This window comes from Streptomyces sp. NPDC001532 (assembly GCF_040298625.1).
Lineage (GTDB): Bacteria > Actinomycetota > Actinomycetes > Streptomycetales > Streptomycetaceae > Streptomyces.
The window spans coordinates 78,569-98,122 of sequence record NZ_JBEPAL010000007.1; the positions used below are offsets into that span (position 1 = coordinate 78,569).

13 protein-coding genes are annotated in these 19,554 nt (G+C 72.4%); 10 read left to right on the forward strand and 3 right to left on the reverse strand.

Annotated features, from left to right (window positions below):
* The first annotated feature begins 5 nt into the window (after positions 1–5).
* Complete coding sequence (locus ABT232_RS09420; protein ID WP_351838136.1) at positions 6–911, forward strand: ADP-ribosylglycohydrolase family protein; 906 nt, start codon at positions 6–8, stop codon at positions 909–911.
* 386 nt (positions 912–1,297) lie between these two features.
* Here the strand turns inward: ABT232_RS09420 and ABT232_RS09425 are convergent, their stop codons facing one another.
* Complete coding sequence (locus ABT232_RS09425) at positions 1,298–2,845, reverse strand: MFS transporter (RefSeq protein WP_351838139.1); 1,548 nt, start codon at positions 2,843–2,845, stop codon at positions 1,298–1,300.
* A 187-nt stretch (positions 2,846–3,032) separates the two neighbouring features.
* Between ABT232_RS09425 and ABT232_RS09430 the strand changes: the two genes are divergently transcribed.
* From ABT232_RS09430 to ABT232_RS09440, 3 genes are all read left to right on the forward strand, one after another.
* A complete protein-coding gene (locus ABT232_RS09430) occupies positions 3,033–3,656 on the forward strand; it encodes a TetR/AcrR family transcriptional regulator (protein ID WP_351838142.1) in 624 nt (207 codons plus the stop codon).
* Between the two features lie 82 nt (positions 3,657–3,738).
* Positions 3,739–4,440 (forward strand): ribonuclease HII, encoded by a 702-nt coding sequence (rnhB, locus tag ABT232_RS09435; RefSeq protein ID WP_351838145.1) that lies wholly within the window; start codon positions 3,739–3,741, stop codon positions 4,438–4,440.
* A gap of 68 nt (positions 4,441–4,508) precedes the next feature.
* A complete protein-coding gene (locus ABT232_RS09440) occupies positions 4,509–5,141 on the forward strand; it encodes a hypothetical protein (RefSeq protein ID WP_351838147.1) in 633 nt (210 codons plus the stop codon).
* Between the two features lie 287 nt (positions 5,142–5,428).
* Here the strand turns inward: ABT232_RS09440 and ABT232_RS09445 are convergent, their stop codons facing one another.
* Positions 5,429–6,064 (reverse strand): hypothetical protein, encoded by a 636-nt coding sequence (locus ABT232_RS09445; protein ID WP_351838148.1) that lies wholly within the window; start codon positions 6,062–6,064, stop codon positions 5,429–5,431.
* A gap of 301 nt (positions 6,065–6,365) precedes the next feature.
* Positions 6,366–8,549, reverse strand: coding sequence for a RecQ family ATP-dependent DNA helicase (locus ABT232_RS09450; RefSeq protein WP_351838151.1), 2,184 nt, complete (start codon positions 8,547–8,549; stop codon positions 6,366–6,368).
* 243 nt (positions 8,550–8,792) lie between these two features.
* On the opposite strand from ABT232_RS09450, the gene ABT232_RS09455 reads away from it, so the two are divergent.
* From ABT232_RS09455 to ABT232_RS09480, 6 genes are all read left to right on the forward strand, one after another.
* Positions 8,793–10,499 carry a DUF4192 domain-containing protein gene (locus ABT232_RS09455; protein ID WP_351838153.1) on the forward strand — a complete coding sequence of 569 codons (1,707 nt, stop codon included), beginning with the start codon at positions 8,793–8,795 and terminating at the stop codon, positions 10,497–10,499.
* Between the two features lie 278 nt (positions 10,500–10,777).
* The gene (locus ABT232_RS09460; RefSeq protein WP_351838156.1) at positions 10,778–12,967 is read left to right on the forward strand and encodes a glycogen debranching N-terminal domain-containing protein; all 2,190 of its coding nucleotides are present in this window, start codon (positions 10,778–10,780) and stop codon (positions 12,965–12,967) included.
* A gap of 190 nt (positions 12,968–13,157) precedes the next feature.
* Entirely contained in the window at positions 13,158–13,916 is a 759-nt protein-coding gene (locus ABT232_RS09465) for an NUDIX hydrolase (protein WP_351838159.1), read from the forward strand.
* Positions 13,917–14,056: 140 nt separating this feature from the next.
* On the forward strand, positions 14,057–15,961 hold the full coding sequence (locus ABT232_RS09470; RefSeq protein ID WP_351838162.1) for an ATP-binding cassette domain-containing protein: 1,905 nt from the start codon (positions 14,057–14,059) through the stop codon (positions 15,959–15,961).
* Between the two features lie 162 nt (positions 15,962–16,123).
* Positions 16,124–17,011 carry a FadR/GntR family transcriptional regulator gene (locus ABT232_RS09475; protein WP_351838164.1) on the forward strand — a complete coding sequence of 296 codons (888 nt, stop codon included), beginning with the start codon at positions 16,124–16,126 and terminating at the stop codon, positions 17,009–17,011.
* A 912-nt stretch (positions 17,012–17,923) separates the two neighbouring features.
* Entirely contained in the window at positions 17,924–19,462 is a 1,539-nt protein-coding gene (locus tag ABT232_RS09480) for an RNA polymerase sigma factor (RefSeq protein ID WP_351838166.1), read from the forward strand.
* Positions 19,463–19,554: the final 92 nt, after the last annotated feature.

The window sequence follows — 19,554 nt, forward strand, 5'->3', positions numbered from 1 at the left end:
GAGCGATGACCCCTGACTCCTCTCCCGACGGGCGCCTGGACCGCGCCCTGGCCAGCCTGCGCGGACTCTCGGTGGGTGACGCGCTCGGCTCCCAGTTCTTCGTGCCGGTGAACTATCCGCTCCTGAAGCGACGCGAGCTGCCGCCCGGCCCGTGGCAGTGGACCGACGACACGGAGATGGCCTGCTCCGTGGTCGCCGTCCTCGCCGCCCACCGGTGGATCGACCAGGACGCGCTGGCCCAGTCCTTCGCTCACCACCACGATTTCGATCGCGGTTACGGTCCCGCCGTCAACCGTCTGCTCCGGCTCGTCCGGGAGGGCGGCGACTGGCGCGAGCTGGCCGCCGCGCTCTTCAACGGGCAGGGCTCGTGGGGCAACGGCGCCGCGATGCGGATCGCCCCGCTGGGCGCCTGGTACGCGGACGACCCGGAACAGGCGACCCACCAGGCGGAGATCTCCGCCTATCCCACGCACCAGCACCGCGAGGCCGTCGTCGGCGCCATGGCCGTCGCCGCGGCCGCCGCGCTCGCCGCGGACCCCGCCGGCCCGCCGAGTGCCGAGGCGCTGCTCGACGGCGTCGTCGCCCTCGTGCCGAAGAGCGCCGTCGGAGCGGGCCTGCGCCGTGCCCGCGACATGCTCGACTACGGCGACGCGGGCACCGTCGCGGCCGTCCTGGGCTGCGGACGGCGTACGACGGCCCACGACACCGTGCCCTTCGCCCTCTGGTCGGCGGCCCGTTCCCTCGGTGACTACGAGCGGGCCTTCTGGACGACCGCGCAGGTCGGGGGAGATGTCGACACCACCTGCGCCATCGTCGGCGGGGTGATCGCCGCGACCAAGGCGGGGGCACCGCCCGCCGAGTGGGCCGCGCAGACGGAAGCGCTGCCGGACTGGGTTCCGACCGGGATCTAGCGGCGCTCGCGCGTCCGCACTGGAAACTCTCTGTGCATGCCGGGAACTCTGCGTGACCGGCCGTGCGTTGTCGTGATGTCCGCGGTGCTCAGACCGCTCGCGCGGACCACGTGGTCGATAACGCAGGGGTAGGGGCAGGGGCAGGGGTGGACATGGACGCGTTGGTGTTGCTGGTCTTGCTGTTCGCGCTCATGGCGCTTATCGCGCTGCTCGCCGTGGGGACTTCGGCGCGGCGAGCGCGGACGGCCGGACCGTTGTCCTCGCCGTCGGTCCACGGGACCCGGTCCGGCCGTCCGCCGTCGCTCGCCGCCCGGGTGGCCGACCGCGGGCATACCCCCGTCATGCCCATCGGTCGGCCGTCGAGCCAGCTGTGCGACATCTTTCGGTCAGCCGACCACCGGGCCCGCAGTGCCGGCCAGGGCCTCCAAGTCGCTCTTGCGGACGCGAATCACCAGCCAGGCCGTGACCAGGGCGAGAGCGGCCATCGCGGCGGCCGGGACGAACGCCGTCGAGATGCCCTGCGCGAGCACCTCGTGCCCCCATGGGGCGGGCAGCTGGTGGGTCTGGGCGAACTCCGCCTTCTGCTCCGCCGAGGCGTTCGCCATGAAGTCCGGCAGCTGCTTCTCCGCCTCGTCCCTGCTGGCCGTGCCGAACACGGTGGTGAGGATCGACAGACCCAGCGATCCGCCGACCTGCTGGGTGGCGTTGAGCAGGCCGGACGCCGCGCCTGCCTCGTGCGGGGCGACACCGGAGACCGCGGTCACGGTCGCCGTCACGAAGTTCAGGCCCATACCGAAACCGAACACCAGCATCGGGCCGAGCACCCCGCCGACGTACGAGCTGTCGGGGCTGATGAACGTCTGCCAGATCAGTCCCACGACCACGCAGGCCGAGCCGACCATCATGAACGGCTTGGGGCCGAGCACCGGCAGGAACCGCTGCGACAGACCCGCGCCGATCACGATCGCGACCGTGACGGGCAGGAAGGCCGCGCCCGCCTTGATGGGGCTGTAGCCGAGCACGTTCTGCACGAACAGGACGATGTAGAAGAACATGCCGAACATCGCCGCGGCCAGGCTGAGCATGATCACATACGTGCCGGCGCGGTTGCGATGGGTGAACATCTTCAGCGGGGTGATCGGCTCCTTGGCCCGCATCTCGATGAACACGAAGGCCAGCAGCAGGACCACGGCCACGCTGAAGGACGTGACGGTCACGCTGTCCCGCCAGCCCTCCTCCGCCGCCCGGATGAAGCCGTAGACGAGCGAGGCCATGCCGATCGTCGAGGTCAGCGCGCCCGCGATGTCGAAGCGCCCGGGGTGCCGCTCGGACTCGTTGATGTAGAGCGGGGTGAGTACGGCGATCAGCAGGCCGATCGGCACGTTGACGAAGAGCACCCAGCGCCAGTCCAGCCACTCGGTGAGCATGCCGCCCGTGAGCAGGCCGATGGCGCCGCCGCCCGCGGAGACCGCGGCGAAGACGCCGAAGGCACGGTTGCGCTCCGGGCCCTCGGCGAAGGTGGTGGTGATCAGCGCCAGCGAGGTCGGCGACGCGATCGCGCCGCCCACGCCCTGCAGGGCGCGCGCAGCCAGCAGCTGCCAGGGTTCCTGGGCGAATCCGCCCAGCAGCGAGGCGAAGGTGAACAGCAGGATGCCGGTCATGAAGACACGGCGGCGGCCGAGGATGTCACCGGCTCGGGCGCCGAGGAGCAGCAGGCCGCCGAAGGTCAGCGTGTAGGCGCTGACCACCCAGGTGAGATCGGTCGTGCTGAACTCGAGTGCGTTCTGAATGTGCGGAAGCGCGATATTCACAATCGTCGCGTCGAGTACCACCATGAGCTGGCAGGCCGCGATGACGGTGAGCGCTATGCCGGGATGCCCCTGCCGGCGTGCCGCACCTGGTTTCTGGTCCTGAATCAACTGAGAGGTCGTCACTATGGGTCCCCCACAAGAGCTTTAGTGAACGCTCGCGTTCACTGTCGCGTCAACGGTAGTGAGTCCCCGGTAGTGAACGCAAGCGTTCACTCGGCTCGTCGCCCGGCGGTACGTCCCCGCAACTTCCGGGCGGAACAACCCCTTTCCCCGTAATTTCCGTTCTCTTCTGCACGCTGGAGACACTCGGATGGTTTCTTCGCGCTGGTCGGCCGCCCCCGCTCAGGCGGCCTCCCCCCGTCGGCGCGGCGCGGTACTCGAACGCGCGATCCTCGACGCCGCGCTGGAACAGCTCAGCACGGTCGGCTGGGGTGGCCTCACGATGGAGGGCGTTGCCGCCGGGGCGCAGACCGGCAAGGCCGCGGTCTACCGCCGCTGGCCCTCCAAGGAGGACCTCGTCGCCGACGCGCTGCAGGCCGGACTGCCACGCCTCGACTCGGCACCCGATCTCGGAAGCGTGCGCGAGGACCTGCTGGCACTGTGCCGGCAGGCGCGCGACGCGATGTACTCGCGGCCCGGTTTCGCCCTGCGTTCCGTCATTCACGAATGCGACACCATGCAGGCAGAGCGCTTCCACGCGGTGATCATCGAGGGCGTGGTGGAGCCGACGATAAAGCTGCTTCGCGAGGTGATCACTCGTGGAATCCGGCGCGGTGAGGTCCGGCGGGACGCCGCCAACGGCTACGTCTTCGACGCCATGCCGGCGATGATGATGTACCGCTCGAAGATGTGCGGAAGCGAATGGCAGGACGGTGACATCGAGGAGATGATCGACCAGCTGATGGTGCCGCTGCTCCGTCCGACCGGTGTCTGAGCGGCGGCGCCGGACGGGTTGACCTCGCTTCGGCAAACCGGGGTGTCGCGGTGGGATCGGAGCGGCGTACGCTAAGGGCGCCATGCCGTACGAACCACCTACTCACACCGTCGAGCGCTCTCTCCGCGCCACGACCGGAGCGAAGATCATTGCCGGTGTCGACGAGGTGGGGCGCGGCGCGTGGGCCGGCCCCGTCACCGTCTGCGCGGCGGTCACCGGACTCCGCCGGCCCCCCGAAGGTCTCACCGACTCCAAGCTGCTCACCGTCAAACGACGCACGGTGCTCGCCGAGGAGCTGCGGAAGTGGGTGACGTCGTACGCCCTCGGGCACGCGTCCCCGGAGGAGATCGACGAGCTGGGGATGACGGCGGCGCTGCGGCTCGCGGCGGTGCGGGCCCTGGAGGGCCTGCCGGTCCGCCCTGACGCGGTGATCCTCGACGGCAAGCACGACTACCTCGGCGCGCCCTGGGCGGTCCGGACCGTGATCAAGGGTGACCGTTCGTGCGTGGCGGTGGCGGCGGCGTCGGTGATCGCCAAGGTTCAGCGCGACAAAATGATGGCCGAACTGGGTGTCGAACATGCAGACTTCGGTTTTGCGGACAATGCCGGGTATCCGTCGCCCGTGCACAAGGCCGCGCTGGAGGTGCGGGGCCCCACCCCGTATCACCGGATGTCGTGGGCGTATCTTGATGCGCTGCCCCAGTGGCGGCACCTCAAGAAGGCCCGCAGCTGGGCGGACGGAAGCGTTCCGGAGATCGAGGGTCAGCTCGGCTTCGATTTCTGACGATTCCGCTCGCACGTATGTGCCACCCGCTGACGCGTGCCGCACCAACGTTTGATAAACATCAGCCCATGCCTCTCATCCCCGAGGAGCCTCAGATTCACGAGAGTGCCCAGGGTCCCCGCGCCACTCCGGCCAGCGGCCGCATCGCGCCGACCCCTCGTCCCGTACCCGGCCCCCGCCCCGCGGCTCCGCCGCGTCCTGGTCGTCCCGGCTCTCTCCGGCCCACGCCGCCGGTGCAGCGGACGCCCCGTGACGCGGCTGCGGCCAAGCCCGGCCCGGCCGGCCCCGTCGCCTCCGCTCCGGCACCGGCGACCCCGCAGATCCAGCTGATCCCGGCCTCGGCCGAGGGAGCGCTCGACGCCGCCGAGGAGGCCGTGGACCTCCTGCTGGACTCCGGCCGCGCCCCCGGCGACGTGCTGGTGATCACCACCGGCGAGCAGCACCCGTGGGCCACCCACGAGCTGTCCTTCGGTGAGACCGCCTACTGGGCCCAGCACGACGCGCGCGACGACGTCTTCTACGCCGATGCCGCCGTCGCCGAGCGTGCCGGTTCCCGTCCGGTGGTCGTCGTCGCCGTCAACGGCGGCTCCGACACCGTGGCCGCCACCGCTCTTCCGTTGGCCCTCACCCGAGCCGCCGCCCTGCTGATCGTCTGCGGTGACCCGCAGCAGATCAACGCGGTCCTGGGCGCGGGCGTCTGAGCCGGTCCGAGTAGATCCCTGGTCCCGGGAGATCCCCGGTCCCAGGGGTATGACGCCGAGCAGCCCGCGGGGCGCCGCCGTGGCGGCCCCGCACGGCTCGGCCGCTTCGGCGTGCTCGGACGGCCCGGGTCCGCCGTGCCCTTCGTCCGAGCACCGGTCAGGTGCCCGGTGGCCAAGCTGTCCGTCCGGCCGTGCGCCGTGGTCGCCGCATTCGGTCGACGCGGCCTGCACCCGCGACTGGAGGGTGTACGCGGGTGGCCGGCCGGGCCGTAGGAGCTATGGGTTCCTCAGCGTGCCGCCGCGCGGCGCAGCACGTCGGAGGAGACACCGCCGGTGCGCGGCGGCGGGGGCGGCGCCTCCGAGGTGGCGAAGGGCTCCGGTATGGAGTCCGCGCTGGGACGGCGTCCGCCGCGTCCCTCGCCGAGGACCTGCCAGCCGTCCCGAGTCAGCGTGATGTACGCGCCACAGCGCAGCCCGTGCAGCGTGCAGGCGTCCCGCAGGCCCCACATCCACGCGCCGTCCTCCTCCGTCCAACGCGCGTCGCCCTCACGGCAGTAGAGCAGTACGGCCGTGCGCACAGGAGTGCGGCGACGTAGATCGTGCGGGATGACCCGGCGCAGCTGGGCGAGGAGCGCGTTGCGGAACATCCAGCCGTCCGCCGGAGCCGGACGGCGGACGAACGACGCGCTCGCGCACAGCCGTTCCTCCGCGTCGAGCACCGCCACGACCGCGGTGGCCGGAGTGGGACGATGCCGTGAGTGCAGCCCACTCACCACCTCGCGCGGGTTGCGCAGCAGGGGGATGCCCGCGGCGGCCCATTCCGCGGGTTCGAGCATGCGGGCCACAGGGTTGGCGGAAGTGGCGGACAGGTCGGCGGACGTCGATGTGGACGCCGCGGAGGACGGAGCGAATCCGAAGGTCACGATCCTCCCTTCGGCTACGCGCCCACACTGCGGGCGGGGTTGGATGAGGGGGAGCGCACACCGCAGCGAAGCCCTACCTGATCACGGACGAGCCGTGCGGGGAGCGGACTTCAATTCTTCCTGTCGAACCTGGAAGCGGCAACGAGCAATTGGGGCGCCCGACCCTTATCGGGTGGTGCATGGCTTATATCCCTACCCACAGATGTGCCGGGCGACGCCTGGGATCGACGGTGCGGGAGGCGCGGGGTGCCGACGGCCGGCGACGCGGTACCTCCCCCTGTCCCGCGTCACCGTTCGGGCCTCAGCCCTGGACCGCCAGCACCAGAGGCAACACACCCTGAGCACCGGCGCGTCGGAGCATGCGGGCGACGACCGCGAGGGTCCAGCCGGTCTCCGTGAAGTCGTCCACGAGCAGCACGGGTCCCTGGGCCTCGGCCAGCGCGGCGGCGAGCGCGGGCGGCACGGTGAGCGCCCCGTCGAGCACCTTGAGGCGCTGGGCGCTGTTGCTCCGGGGAACCGGTCCGCTGTCGGCCGAGTACTGGACCGAACCCAGCAGCGGCAGGCGGCCGACGCGCGCGATGTGCGCGCCCAGCGAGTCGATGAGCTGCGGCCGGGTGCGCGAGGCGACGGTGACGACACCGACCGGGCGAGGCTGGGCGTCCGCCGCCCCTGGCGCCCAGCCGCCGGGGCCCTTTGCCCAGTCGGCCAGGACACCCACGACCGCCCCGGCCACGTCGTCCGGCACCGGGCCGTCCGGCGCCTGGGATGCGAACATCGGCCGCAGACGATTGCCCCAGCCGATGTCCGACAACCGGCCCAAGGCCCGCCCCGGCGCCGCCTGTTCACCGGCCGGGATCCGGCCCTTGAGGTCGACGCCGATCGCCGGCAGCCCGGTCGGCCACATCCGGCGGGGCTCCACCTCGACACCCGCACGGCCCAGGTCCACACGCGCGGCGTCCACCGCGGCCGAGGAGGTGTCCGCGGTGAAGCGCGCTCCCGCGCAGTTGTCGCAGCGGCCGCAGGGCTTCGCGCCCTCGTCGTCCAGCTGCCGTTGCAGGAACTCCATACGGCAGCCGCCCGTCGAGGCGTACTCCCGCATCGCCTGCTGCTCGGCCTTCCGCTGCCGGGCGACCCACTCGTAGCGCTCGGTGTCGTACGTCCACGGCTGTCCGGTCGCGATCCAGCCGCCCTTGACCCGCCGCACCGCCCCGTCCACGTCGAGGACCTTGAGCATGGTCTCCAGGCGGGAGCGGCGCAGCTCCACCAAGGGCTCCAGCGCGGGCAGGGAGAGTGGCTTCTCCGCTCGGGCGAGGACGTCGAGGGTGCGGCCCACCAGGTCCTCCGGCGGGAACGCGAGGGAGGCGAAGTACTCCCAGATCGCCTCGTCCTCCCGCCCCGGCAGCAGCAGCACCTCGGCGTGCGCCACACCGCGGCCGGCGCGGCCGACCTGCTGGTAGTAGGCGATGGGGGAGGACGGCGAGCCCAGGTGCACCACGAAGCCGAGGTCGGGCTTGTCGAACCCCATGCCGAGGGCGGAGGTGGCGACCAGGGCCTTGACCTTGTTGGCGAGCAGGTCCTCCTCGGCCTGCTGCCGGTCGGCGTTCTCCGTCTTGCCCGTGTACGAGGCGACCGTGTGCCCGCGCTGCCGCAGGAAGGCGGTGACCTCCTCGGCGGCGGCCACGGTGAGCGTGTAGATGATGCCCGAGCCAGGCAGCTGGTCGAGGTGGTCGGCGAGCCAGGCCATGCGGTGCGCCGCGTCCGGCAGCCGCAGCACGCTCAGACTCAGACTCTCGCGGTCCAGAGGGCCGCGCAGCACCAGTGCGTCCGAGGAGCCGCCGGTGCCGAGCTGGTCCGCGACATCGGCGGTCACGCGCGCGTTGGCGGTGGCGGTGGTCGCGAGCACGGGCACACCGGCCGGAAGGTCGGCGAGCATGGTCCGCAGCCGCCGGTAGTCCGGGCGGAAGTCGTGGCCCCAGTCGGAGATGCAGTGCGCCTCGTCCACGACGAGCAGCCCGGTGGCCGCTGCCAGCTCGGGCAGCACCTGGTCACGGAAGTCCGGGTTGTTCAGCCGCTCCGGGCTGACCAGCAGGACGTCGACCGCACCGGCGGCGATCTCGTCCTGGACGGTGGCCCACTCCTCCGTGTTCGAGGAGTTGATGGTCCGGGCGTGGATGCCGGCCCGCGCCGCCGACTCGACCTGGTTGCGCATCAGCGCGAGCAGCGGCGAGACGATCACGGTCGGACCGCTGCCACGGGCCCGCAGCAGTGCGGTCGCCACGAAGTACACCGCGGACTTGCCCCATCCCGTGCGCTGCACGACCAGGGCCCGGCGCCGCTCGGCCACCAGCGCCTCGATCGCCCGCCACTGGTCCTCCCGCAGCCGTGCCGGGCCGGTCGCGTCGCCGACGAGACGGGCGAGGACCGCGTCGGCCTCCGCCCGGAGATCCGCGCTGCCCGGGAGATCCGCGTTGCTCGTGTGCTCCATGCCCTCCATACAACAGGACGGCACTGACAACCCGACAACGGTGAGCGGGGAGAACGGGCCGGGGGAGCGGGGAGAGCCTGGCGCGATGAGCGGGCGACGGAAGTGCGGGAGTCCGGAGGTGCGGGAGTCCGGAAGCCCCAGGAGCCCGGGAACCCGGGAGCCCAGAAGTCCGGATGACGTGCCCCTGATCGAAGTTATCCACAGGCTCAACCGGAGGACCGCATTCCGCGAGATCGTCTTCGCATGACGAATCACGGCGAAACCACTGGTTCCTTCGAAAACGACGACATCACAGGACGGGAGGGGCAGCGCGAGCCCGACAGCCACCCCGTCGGAGAGGCGGTCGCGAGGATCACGGCGTCGGCGCACTCCGATGTCCTCGACGAGCGGATCGAACCCCATCGAGTCACCCTGCGCACCCCTGCCGAGCTCGCTGACGCGCTGCCGTATCTGCTCGGCTACCGTCCCGAGGACAGCGTCGTGCTCGCCGCCCTGCACGACAAGGGCGGAAACGGCAGGTTCGGCGGCCGGGCCAGGCTCGGCATCCCGGCCAATCCGGACGACTGGGCATCGGTGGCGGCGCAGCTGGCCCGCGGACTGGTGACGGGCGGAGCCCGCCGAGGAGCACGTCCGAAGCGGATGGTGGCCTACCTCTGCCAGGAGCCGGCGGACGGCGAGACGGGCCGACAGGTGATGGAACGGCTGCGGCCGCTGGCGGAGCACCTGCGCTTCCAGTGCTCCCTCCTCGAAGCGCCGGTGATCGAGGCGCTGTGCATCTCGGACGGGCGCTTCTGGTCCTACTGCTGCCCGAGGCCGGGGTGCTGCCCGGAAGGGGGGCAGTCCATGGGCCTGCCCGGAACCTCGGTGCTCGCCGCCGCGGCCACGTACGCGGGGCTCCAGGTGCGCGGCACCCTCCGGGAACTGCGGGCGAGGCTGCTCCCCTGGGAGACCGGGGCCGCCCTGGAGCAAGAGATCGCCCTCGACGCCGCGAACAGGGACCTGGTCCCGCGCATCCTCGACCAGGCCTACCGCGCCGACGTGGCGGAGAAGACGCTGGCACTGGCCGAACACGTCATCGGGCGCCTGGCCAAGGCCCGCCCGGTGACCGGAACTCTCACCGCCGACCTCCGCGACGACGAACTGATCGGCCACGAGGAGGCCGCCGCCCTGATTCTCGGCCTGCAGGACCGCACCACCCGCGACCGCGCGGCCGAATGGATGGAAGGCGAGGAAGCGGGGCCCGCCCTTCGCCTCTGGCGAGCACTGGCCCGCCGCTGCGTCGGCCCCTACGGCGAGCACGCCGCCGCACCGCTCACCCTCGCGGGCTGGGTGGCCTGGTCGACCGGCGACGATCTGGAGGCCCGGGAGGCGCTGGCCATGGCACTCGGAGCCGACTCCGACTACCTCTTCGCGCGCCTCCTGCATCAGGCGATCAACGAAGGCCTCGACCCGGAGTCGGTCCGCCGCTGCCTGCGCGCGGAACGGGCCGGCCGCACGGCTCCTGAGAGCGGAGGCGAGGGCGGGAGCGAAGGCGAGGGCGAGGGCCGTAGCGATGGCCTGAGCAAGGGCGAAAGCGAAGGCGTGAATGAGGGCGTGGTCGTGGGCGAGGGCGCGGGAACGCACTCAGCGCCGGACGCCGACGCGCCTCCCGCACCCGGCGCCGACGCACACCCGGTGCCGGCGGCGTCGACGGAAGCGCCCATCCGACGCCGGCGGCCTGCCCGCGCGCTGACGACGGAGGCCAGGACGGCCAGGACGCGGCTCGCGGCCAGGAGGGCCCTGCGGGCTCGTACGGCGGCGGCCGGTACGCACCCGGGCGCGGGACGGGCCGGCGGTACGCGACCGCGTCCCTCGGGCAAGAGGCCTGCGCGGCGTCACGGTGCCGGTACGGGGAGCTGGGAGGCCCCGCCGTCCGGCGGCAGCGGCAACGACGCTCAGGAGGAGACGTGAGCGTCTGCCAGGCGGATCGGCGGGGCCGAACGGCCTGCGTCGCCGGCGGTCGGTCTCTGTCCGGCGCCGAGGTGACGCAGGGAGCGGCGCCTGCCGCCCATCGCCGTTGGACGGGGTCGGGCGATCGGGGCCGTGACCCGGAGGAGTCCGGCTCCGTTCACCTGAGTGGCGGAACGCCTGAACGGGGTGTGCCGTCGCACCGCCCCTGTTCTGCCGGACTCACCACCCCGGCACCGACCTCGCCCGAGGCGTACAGCGCGCAGAGGAAGCCACTCCCGATGCACCAGCCGACTCCGCCCCGGTCCGACGACGACCACTTCGCGTTCGACAGGCTGACCACGCCGCCCTCACCACCCCTACCCCCCGCCGCGCCCCCCTCGCTCCCCTCGACCTCCTCAGCCCCATCAACTCCGTCGTTCCCATCAACCCCACCGAGCCGAGCAGCATCGGGCACCGCCCCCGCAGCGCGGTCCCGACGGCCCTCCACGGCCACCCCGCCGCCACCGAACCCCCGCCGTCCAGGAGAGCTTCCTCCCACCCACACGGCCCTGATCTGCGTAGGTCTGCCGGGCCTCGCCGTCTCCACCGAGCAGGGACAGCTCGCCGGCCGAGGACTGGAAGGGTTCTACCGCGCGGGACGGCGGATGCTCTCGCGTTGCCAGGTCCGCGTGGCCGGCCGGGAACCGCTCGCCGTGCAGGCCCGGATGACCGGGGCCGACCAGGCACGGTTCACCGGAACGCTGCGCGTCTCCCCACAGGCGGGCCCGGACCCGGACGTGATCGTCGAGCGCACGCGCAATGCCGACGGCACGGAACGGATCACACTGCACAGCGCGGCCCCGCGCCCGCTGCGCCTGCCCGTGGAGGTCGCCCTCGGCACGGATCTGGCCACGCTCGGCGCGATCGCCTCGGGCAACGCGGGGCCGGAGGTCACCGCCAGCGTCCATGACTGCGGACTGCGCTGGTCGTGTCCCACCGGAGCTTCGTCGGTCACCGCCGAGCCGCCGCCCGCCGACGCGCTCGCTTCCGCCGGGCTGCTGCGCTGGGCGTTCGAGCTGCCTCCCGGGGGCAGCGCGAGCGTGGAGCTGCGCGTACGGCTGGACGGCGCGGCGCCGGTCAGAGCGGTGGGCCGCGCGGCCACCAGCCCCCTCGCCCCCGCACGGGCGACGGGTGACGACCCCAGGGTCCAGCCGCTGCTGCGGACCAGCATCGAGGACCTTCAGGCGCTGCTGCTGCGCGACCCCGAGCAACCCGCCGACACCTACCTAGCCGCCGGTGCGCCCTGGCGCTGCGGACTGGCGCCCGCCGAAGCGCTGGCAGCGGCCCGGATGGCGCTCCCGCTCGGCACCAGGCTCGCCGCCGGCACACTGCGGACCCTCGCCCGGACGCAGGTCAAGGGCTCCGGACCGCAGGCGGGCATGATCCCCGGACCGCGCCGGGACGCCGGGGCGCACCTGCCGCCGAGCTGTACCGGTACGGAGGCCACGCTGCTCTTTCCGGCGCTGCTCGCGGAGGCCCGCCGCTGGGGCCTGCCGGAGTCCGACACAGCGGAGCTGCTGCCGACCGCCGAAGGCTGTCTGGCCTGGCTGCGGACGACTGTCGGCGACGGCAGCTACCTCCGAGACCCGCAGCCCGGCGGCCCCGCCCGCTGCGAGACGCAGGCGCACGCCCACCGTGCCGCTCTGCTCGGCGCGGATCTGCTCGACGCCTGCGGCAGACCGGGCGGCGACGCGCTGCGGGAGTGGGCCAGGGCGCTGCGGGCGGCGTTCCGGGAGGAATTCTGGGTCGACGACCTCGGCGGCGGCCGGCCGGTGGCCGCACGCGCGCCGGACGGTCGGCCCGTGCCGCTCCTCGGGGCAGTAGCGGCGCACCTGCTGGACACCGGGCTGCTCGGCGGGGGAGAGCACGCACCCGGGCTGCTCGACCGGGTGCAGACCGAACAGCTCGCCCGGCTGCTCGGGAGCCCGGCGATGGACTCGGGCTGGGGGCTGCGCGGACTGGGCGCGAAGGAAGCGGGCTACAACCCGTTCGGGCATCGAGGGGGCGCTGTACGAGTGCACGAGACGGCGGTCGCGGTCGCGGGTCTGGCCGCGGCCGGCTACGACAAGGAGGCAGGCTCCCTGCTGCGCGGCCTGCTGGCGGCGGCGGAGAGCTTCGGCCACCGGCTGCCCGAGATGTACGCGGGCGGACAGCGGACCGAGGGCGGTGCCCCGCTGCCCCACCCCGCCGCTTGCAGACCAGCTGCCACCGCCGCGGCGGCCGGGGTGCTGGTGCTGACAGTCCTCGCGGGCGTCCGCCCCGACGCCCCGGCCGGCACGGTCACCCTGCGTCCCGTGCCCACCGCACCGCTCGGCGAGCTCTGCCTGACAGGACTGCGGGTCGCGGGCGCCCCCTTCTCCGTACGGGTCAGCCGCCTGGGCCTCGCCATGGCCGAGGAGGCCGCCGACGGGCTGCAACTGGGGGTGTGAGCCCGCTGCCGGAAGCGGGCAGGGCATCGAAGCCACGAGGAGGGGCGGCGACATCGCACCAGGAGGGATGTGACGGCCCTGGGAGGTGGCGGTCAGGGCGCTGACGCGACCGCGACATGCGGCAGGCGGGGCGGCCGATGCGGCTGACGAAGGGAGTGTTTATCGTCAGGCAGACGACTATGATCGCGGCATGCCCTACGACCCGTCAGCCTTTCCGCCTTTCGCCGTCACCGTGGACCTGGTCGTGCTGACCGTGCGTCGCCATGCCCTGTGCGCGCTGGCGGTACGCAGGGGCGAGCCGCCGTTCCAGGGGCGCTGGGCCCTGCCCGGCGGCTTCGTGCGGGACGACGAGGACCTGTCGCAGGCGGCGGCGCGTGAGCTGGCCGAGGAGACCGGGCTGCGCGTGCACGACCCCGCCGCTCCGGCCCAGGACAACGGCGCTCATCTGGAGCAACTCGCGACCTACGGTGACCCCAAGCGCGACCCCCGGATGCGGGTCGTCAGCGTGGCCCACCTCGCGCTCGCTCCGGACCTGCCCGCACCGCGCGCGGGCGGCGACGCCGCGAACGCGCGCTGGGCGCCGGTGGAGGAACTGCTGGACCAGGGCGGGTACGGCCGCGACGGCGAGGCCCTGGCGCCGCTCGCCTTCGACCACGCGCAGATCCTGTCGGACGGGGTGGAACGCGCCCGCTCCAAGATCGAGTACTCGTCGCTGGCCACGGCGTTCTGCCCGCCCGAGTTCACGGTCGGGGAGCTGCGCCGGGTGTACGAGGCGGTGTGGGGCGTGGCTCTGGACCCGCGCAACTTCCACCGCAAGGTGACGGGCACACCGGGGTTCCTCGTGCCGACCGGCGGTACGACCACGCGTCAGGGCGGACGACCCGCGCAGCTCTTCCGGGCCGGCGGTGCCACGCTCCTCAACCCGCCGATGCTGCGCCCCGAGGTCTGAGCCGCGGACTCGTGCCGGGGAGGGCAGGCCTTCGAGGCGGACGGCACGAGCCGGGAGCAGCCTGAGTCAAGGACAGCCCGGGCCCGGAGCTGGCCGTGCGATGCCCGAAAAACCGTATATAGCGCGCTAAATTGCTTTGGGTGATCCAGGCCTTCGGACTGACCAGCATCCCCCGCAAGGACCTCCCGACCATCGTCGACGACGTCTCCTTCGAAGCGCCCGCGGGCCGCGTCACCACACTGCTCGGTGCCGCGGACGCGGGCGGGACGACGGTGCTCAGGCTCATGCTCGAACTCCAACAGGGCCGAGGCGTCACGCACTTCAGAGGGCGTCCGCTGCACCGCATCGCCCATCCCTCGCGCGAGGTGGGTGTCCTGCTGGGTGATGTTCCCGGCCACCCGGGACGGAGTGTGCGCGGCCACCTGCGCATGCTGTGCGCCGCCGCCGGCGTCCCGGTGCGGCGGGCGGACGAAGTCCTCGAAGCGGTCGGCCTCGTCAGCCTGCGCGACGAACGCCTCGGCACGCTCTCCCGCGGCATGGACCGCCGCCTGGGCCTCGCCTGTGCCCTGCTCGCCGACCCGCACACGCTCGTGCTCGACCACCCCGCCGACGGGCTCTCCGTCCGGGAGACCCAGTGGCTGTACGGCATGCTGCGCGCCCACGCGGAGCACGGCGGCACCGTCCTCGTCACCACCACCGATCCCAAGGAGGCCGCGCGCACCGCCGACCGGGTCGTCACCCTGGAAGACGGCAGGGTCGTCGCGGACCAGGAGGCCGCGGACTTCGCCCGGACCCGACTGCGGCCACGCGTCGCCGTCCGCACCCCGCACGCCGTTCGCCTGGCCGCCCTCCTCGCCAAGGAAGCCCGCACCGGGCAGCGCTCCGTCGAGGTCGTGCAGGACGGCGGCAACCGCCTGTTCGTGTACGGCAGTACATGCGCGGACGTCGGCGAGACCGCGTTCCGGCACGGCATCCTCGTACACCAACTCGCCCATGAGGTGGGCGACATGGGGCCGTGTGCGGAGGAGGCGAGCGAGGACGGGAGCGAGGGGGAGAGTGAGGCGGAGAGTGGGGCGGAGGGGTGCGCCCAGGGGCTCCCGGCGGCTGTCGACAAAGCGACCCCAGGCGTCACCGTCGTCGACCCGGCGTCCGACGCGGCCGCCACAGCCGCCGACCCGGTCAACGCCCCCGCCCCCACCGACCCCCGCCCCAACCCAACCGCTCCCAACCCCACCACCCTCCCCGATCTCCCGCCCCCCATCTCGGTCCGCCCCGCTCCCAGCCCGCTCCGGCCGCTGCGGTACGAGCTGCGGCGTGCGACGGGGGTCGGGATCGGGTTTCTCACCGGGGGCGTGGTGCTGGTGACGTCCGTGCTCACCGCCGTACTGCTGGCCCGGGTCGGCCACACTCCGCAGCCGCGCCTGTTCGCCGCCTGGCCGCGGGAGCTGCCGCTGCCGCCCGCGGCGCTCGGTGCGGGGCTGCTGGGTGCGGTGAGCTTCGGGGACGAGTTCCGCCACCCCGCCCTGGCGGTGGACCGCGGCACCGTGCCCCGGCGGCTGGGGCTGCTCGCCGCCAAGCTCCTGGTCTCGGCGGTCGTCGCGCTGATCCTGGCGGTCCTCACCGTGGGCTGCGACGCCGAAGTGCTCTACCTGTTCTACGGAGACGAACTCGCCCGGATCCCCTCGGACTGGCCGGCCCTGGGGGCGAGCTGGATCGGGCTGGTCATCGGATGCGCCTGGGCCGGCGTGCTGGCCGCCGGGATCTTCCGGTCCACCTCGGCCGGGCTCGCGGCGGTGGTCGCCGTACCCGTGGTCGTCGTGCCGCTCGTACAGAAGCTCGCGGAGGGGCCGTCCGTGCGGAGCGCGGCCGGATTTCCGCTGCGGCTGCGCGAGGTGCTGCTGTCGCAATGGCCCTTCGGAGGCGACCGCTACCTCGCCGTCGTGGCGCGCGTTGTCGGTCAACCCGTGGGCAGTGCACTGACGTTGTCGCTGGCCGTGCTGGTCTGCGCGTATCTGCTCACGACGTTGCGGGGCAGGGCCCGATGACAACCGTCCGCGCCCTTCCGGTCCGACCCGTGCACAACTCCTGCGCAGAACGGCCATTTCTTTTCGATAAGGCGTCAATTGCGACGAGGTGAGCGATCACCCTTTCGTGTGCTTTTCACCAAAGACCTCAAGGGAGTTGAGGACGGCGCCGACAAAGGATGCGTGAGTACCCTTGCGCACACCATGATGACCCCCGCCCGCGCCGCAGACACCGGCCTCGCCGGCCCGGGTGAACTCGACCGCTATCCCTTCGCCGAGACCGCAGCCGCGGACCGCGTCGGAGTCCCCGCGTGGGAGGGCGCGGACCCCGAGCTGGGCCGGGTGGGCCGCCGCGCCGCGGGCAGCCGCGGACGCGGGCTGCACGGCCAACTCGTACAGCAGCTGGGCCAGATGATCGTCTCCGGCGACCTGGGCGCCGACCGTCCGCTGGTCCCCGAGGAGATCGGCCAGCGGTTCGAGGTCTCCCGCACCGTCGTCCGCGAGTCGCTGCGCGTCCTGGAGGCCAAGGGCCTGGTCAGCGCCCGCCCGAACGTCGGCACGCGGGTACGTCCCGTCAGCGACTGGAACCTGCTCGACCCCGACATCATCGAGTGGCGGGCCTTCGGGCCCCAGCGCGACGACCAGCGGCGTGAGCTGAGCGAGCTGCGCTGGACGATCGAGCCGCTCGCCGCGCGCCTCGCCGCCGGGCACGGACGCGAGGACATCCAGCAGCGGCTGTCCGACATGGTCGAGATCATGGGCCACGCCATGGGGCAGGGTGACGCGCTCACCTTCTCTCGCGCGGACGCCGAGTTCCACTCCCTGCTGATCCAGGTCGCGGGCAACCGCATGCTGGAGCACCTCTCCGGCATCGTTTCCGCGGCGCTCCAGGTCTCCGGAGGTCCGGTCACGGGCTGTGACCGGCCGCACGAGGCGACCCTGGTGCACCACGGCCGGATCGTCGACGCGCTCGCCGCGGGCGACGGCGCTGCGGCCGAGGCGGCCATGCGGCAGCTGCTCACCGTGCATCCAGAGGTGGAGCGCGTGGTGCCCGCGCCGCGCGAGCACTGAGGGGCCTCCGCACGCCCAGGCGTCAGGGTCGGAGGGCCCGCCCTCCTTCCGGCGCTCCCTCTCCACCCTCTCCACCCGCTGCCTTCGCTTCATCCTCTTCTCTCCGGTCTCCGGCACCGCTCGGCCTGGCGAGCCGTCTCCCGTCGGACCCCGCAGGACTCTGTGCCTGCGGGGTCCGACGGCGCGACGGCATGACGGGACGGCTGCGCCGCGGGGTGAAGGGCGACGGCGTGGTGGCGTGGAGCGGGAGCAGGGGGACGGGCGGCTGTACGCCGTAAGCCGGGGCGCGGCCCAGTCAAGGCGACGACCGCTCCTTCCTCGGCCCCCGTCCCTTCCTCGGCCCCCGCTCCTGCCTCGGCGCGGCCTCGGACGACTCGGCTGGGATGCCCCCGGGCCCCCTGCCCTGCCGGACACCCCCGCAGCCGATCCGCCACCCTGGCCGGGACCACCCCGCAGCCGACGCCGCCCCTGGGCCGGGACTCCCGCAGTCGAGGCCGCCCCCGGCCGGAGATCTGGCAGCCGACGCCGCCCCCTGCCCCAGGGACCCCCGCAGCCGACGCCGCCCCCTGGCCGGGAACGCCCCTAGGCTGAAGCTCCGCCGGCGCGGAAGGGGCCCGTATGGGCGGCCTCCGCCCGCGCACCACCCACCTCCGCCCCGTTCTGTCCGCATCTGACCACTTCTGACCACTTACGGGGTGTGACTCGGGCCACGCAGAATGGGCGTAACGCTTGTGGGGACAACGCGATGACCTAAGAGGTGACAGCCGCGGAGGGAATACGGACGCCGTTCAAGGCGCTGTGCATCTTCCCGGCCCCCGCCCGCGCCGTCGGCCCACTCCCAAGCCGGTGGTCGGCTCCTGTCCGCCGTGGACGGTGCCGGAAGTCGTTTTCCAACGTTCCGAGAGGTTGTTCGTGTCGGCCAGCACATCCCGTACGCTCCCGCCGGAGATCGCCGAGTCCGTCTCTGTCATGGCGCTCATTGAGCGGGGAAAGGCTGAGGGGCAGATCGCCGGCGATGACGTGCGTCGGGCCTTCGAAGCTGACCAGATTCCGGCCACTCAGTGGAAGAACGTACTGCGCAGCCTCAATCAGATCCTCGAGGAAGAGGGTGTGACGCTGATGGTCAGTGCCGCAGAGCCCAAGCGCACCCGAAAGAGCGTCGCAGCGAAGAGCCCGGCCAAGCGCACCGCCACCAAGGCGGTCGCGGCGAAGACGGTGACCACCCGGAAGGCCACCGCCACGTCGGCCGCACCGGCCGCGCCCGCTGACCCTGCCGTCGATCCCGCCGAGGAAGCCACGCCTGCCAAGAAGGCGGCTGCGAAGAAGACGGTCGCCAAGAAGGCGACCGCGAAGAAGACGGTCGCCAAGAAGACGGCGGCCAAGAAGACCACCGCCAAGAAGGACGACGCCGAGCTCCTCGAGGAAGAGGTGCTCGAGGACGCCAAGCCGGGCGACGAGCCGGAGGGCACCGAGAGCGCGGGCTTCGTCCTGTCCGACGAGGACGAGGACGACGCTCCGGCGCAGCAGGTCGCCGCGGCCGGTGCCACCGCCGACCCGGTCAAGGACTACCTCAAGCAGATCGGCAAGGTCCCCCTGCTCAACGCCGAGCAGGAGGTCGAGCTGGCCAAGCGCATCGAGGCGGGTCTGTTCGCCGAGGACAAGCTGGCCAACGCCGACAAGCTCGCGCCGAAGCTCAAGCGCGAGCTGGAGATCATCGCCGAGGACGGCCGCCGCGCCAAGAACCACCTGCTGGAGGCCAACCTCCGTCTGGTGGTCTCCCTGGCCAAGCGCTACACCGGCCGCGGCATGCTCTTCCTGGACCTGATCCAGGAGGGCAACCTCGGTCTGATCCGCGCGGTCGAGAAGTTCGACTACACCAAGGGCTACAAGTTCTCCACGTACGCCACCTGGTGGATCCGTCAGGCGATCACCCGCGCCATGGCCGACCAGGCCCGCACCATCCGTATCCCGGTGCACATGGTCGAGGTCATCAACAAGCTGGCGCGCGTCCAGCGCCAGATGCTCCAGGACCTGGGCCGCGAGCCCACCCCGGAGGAGCTGGCCAAGGAACTCGACATGACCCCCGAGAAGGTCATCGAGGTCCAGAAGTACGGCCGCGAGCCCATCTCCCTGCACACCCCGCTGGGCGAGGACGGCGACAGCGAGTTCGGTGACCTCATCGAGGACTCCGAGGCCGTCGTCCCGGCCGACGCGGTCAGCTTCACGCTGCTCCAGGAGCAGCTGCACTCGGTGCTCGACACCCTGTCCGAGCGCGAGGCGGGCGTCGTCTCCATGCGCTTCGGTCTCACCGACGGTCAGCCGAAGACCCTCGACGAGATCGGCAAGGTGTACGGCGTGACGCGTGAGCGCATCCGCCAGATCGAGTCCAAGACCATGTCGAAGCTGCGCCACCCGTCGCGTTCGCAGGTGCTGCGCGACTACCTCGACTAGGTCGCGGTCGTACGACGTCGAAGGCCCGGTACCGCCGACTGCGGTGCCGGGCCTTCGTGCTGAGCGGGTGCGGGGTGCGGCGCATTGGATCA